At 40.5% G+C, this 2699-nt stretch carries 1 protein-coding gene and 1 pseudogene; both read left to right on the plus strand.

Annotated elements, in window-relative coordinates; translation table 11 throughout:
* The first annotated feature begins 304 nt into the window (after window positions 1-304).
* On the plus strand, window positions 305-1843 hold the full coding sequence (locus tag JIG41_RS02960) for a Fic family protein (RefSeq protein WP_063529739.1): 1539 nt from the start codon (window positions 305-307) through the stop codon (window positions 1841-1843).
* A 193-nt stretch (window positions 1844-2036) separates the two neighbouring features.
* Window positions 2037-2699, plus strand: a pseudogene (locus tag JIG41_RS02965) (hypothetical protein); the annotation flags it as partial.

Below are 2699 nucleotides of genomic sequence, written 5' to 3' on the forward strand. Positions count from 1 at the left end.
AGGACAATCTGGCGCAGATCTCATCGTAGAGCTGGGACTAATGTTAGTCTCTAATAGACTCTGAATACATTAGCGCAAACCATCTCCGTTATTTTTAGTTATTAACTTGCAAAACGGGGCGTACCATACATTCTGTCCAAATGTGTTTCAGTGGGTTGTTAAGATCGCTTTCATGAAGCAATATTCCACCACTATTGTTTCGTAACTGAAAGTTTTCTAAAACCATAACTGAAAGTTATTTAAAGTCGTAACTGGTAGTAAAGTTATATTTTTACTCACTGAATTATAAAAAGGTGGCACAGTTATGGCAAAAACCGGTAACGAAAAACTAGCAGAGGCGTTAAGGGAGGCGTCTGCAGTTAGGGCTGGGAACATCGTTAATAGTAGTAATCTTAAGCCTACAACGCGAACTTTATTGGTGGCAGAGGGGTATCTGAAAAAAATAGTTCGAGGTTGGTACCTGTTCGATGCTGACATAACGGTAGATAAAGCTGGTGAGTCAGCCTTGTGGTATGAATCTATTTGGCAGTTCGTTGGCCAATACCTGCAAGAAGCATACGGTGACGATTACTGGCTAAACCCGGAGGCATCCATCGATATTCATACAGCAAACAACTCTTTACCAAAGAAGCTAGTTATATTTACTTGTCAGGGGGCAACAAAAAACATAGTTTTGCCAAATGACATGAGTCTTATGGTGATAAAGACACCTGGTAAGCCTACTCACGTCACTGAATACCAAGGTGTTCGGGTGCTCACGCTTGATTTTGCTCTGGCCGGCTTAGCTCCAACAATTTATAGGTCTAATCCTTTAGCAGTACAAATCGCACTTGGACAATCTGACGTTAATGCTGTTGCAGACAGCTTGCTCGTGACTAAGAACGTTCAGTCGGCTAATCGATTGATTGGTGCGTATCTGGAGATTGGCAGAAAAGCTGATTCACGAAATCTTACAAATATCATTAATGCTGCAGGGTTATCACCAATAAATGGTGAGAATCCATTTGAAGCGCCGGTAATTAAAATTGGAAATAAAAGGCAAGAGTCATCGGCGGCTGTTCGAGTTCGTTTGCTTTGGCAAAAACTGCGTGAAGATGTAAGGCAGGTGTTTCTCGATAAGACATCTTCTGATTTCTTTGATATCCCACTAATTGAGCATCTTGATTCAATGGATAAGGTATACGTATCGGATGCTTATCACTCCCTATCCATCGAAGGGTACGTGGTTACCGAAGAGCTGATTAACCGTGTAGCAAATGGCGAATGGGATTCAGAACACATAGAAGCAGACAAACAACAAAGAGATGCACTGGCAGCCCGGGGTTATTATGAAGCTTTTCAAGCGTTACGTGGCTTGATTCAAGAGGCGCATGGAGAAGGGGCCGAGGACTTAGATCTGGAATACCTTATTGATGTCAGCATTACTCAAATTTATACCTCTCTGTTCAAGCCTTGTGTTACTGCAGGTATCATTAATGAGCGCGATCTTGCTGGCTACAGAAAGGGGCCGATAATGATTCGGACATCACGCCATATGCCACCACAAAGCGAACATCTTATGGATTGTATGGACGTACTGAAAGAGCTTATAGTGGGTGAACCCAACTTCGCAGTAAAAGCAGTTTTAGGGCATTTATTTTTGGGATACATACACCCATTTCCAGACGGAAACGGACGTACTAGTAGATTCCTAATGAATTTTATTTTTCTTCTTGGTGGTTATCGTTGGACGGTGGTACCAGTAACGGAAAGAACAGCGTATCTTGATGCATTAGAAAGCGCATCGATCGATGCTGATGTGGTGCCTTTTACTAAATTTCTACACAATATGATGCCTGACTGATGTGGGAGAGTAATAAAGAAATCACACAAAGTATTAAAATAACATAGTTAAATGGCAACGATCTCATTGACGCAGCCTTTTCTTAACCGTTTATGTCCAGTGATGAGTTAACATCAATCTAGAAGCAATTCAGCTTTAAAGAATTATAAAAATAGGCCGATATAAAACCAAATCACTGAAACAGGGACGTGTTATGAAGGTTATTTCTGAAAATTTACCGCAGCCACTAAATAATCAAAATGTGACATTCGAATCACCCAAAGATGGGGAGGCTCTTTTAAATACTGAGCTGAAAAAGTTGGCGGATGACATATATCACAAAAGCGGGCCTCCTGAGCTAGATCAAACATATAGCAAGCCACTGACAATGACCGTGAGCAAAATAGACATGACTAAAACGGTTGATGACTTTATGTATGAACTTGGTATTGCGACTGGCGAATTATATATGCCTGGTGGGAGTGTACCGAAGTCTGTGGAAAAAATGCTTTCTCCCTACGATGCATTACTCTCAGATATAAATAATCAAGCTCCTTCATTGGCCTATAAAAATTGGGGAATATCAATAAACCAATCTGGTACTTTAGAAGCGACTGGTTCGATTACAGACCTTGAAAAAGAGTACTTAGAAGAAAAACTAAATGGTTCAGCGGAATTAGTAAGTGCTATAAAGGATTTTAAATCTAATTATTTGAAATATATCGGGCCTGAATCTCGGGGCTATGGAAGGTATGATGTTACGAATGATAATTTTGCCGATGTCTTCGATTTTAGAGAAATGCTTGAAAGCTCAAGGAGCAATGACGACTTTAAAAGGACGTGGGAGTATGAAACAAATTGGTTAAAGTTGACTGAT

The organism is Pseudoalteromonas sp. bablab_jr011, from assembly GCF_016464045.1.
Taxonomy (GTDB): domain Bacteria; phylum Pseudomonadota; class Gammaproteobacteria; order Enterobacterales; family Alteromonadaceae; genus Pseudoalteromonas; species Pseudoalteromonas lipolytica.

Coding starts and splice junctions, on each gene's coding strand:
- JIG41_RS02960 (WP_063529739.1), top strand. CDS start 305: ATGGCAAAAACCGGTAACGAAAAACTAGCAGAGGCGTTAAGGGAGGCG.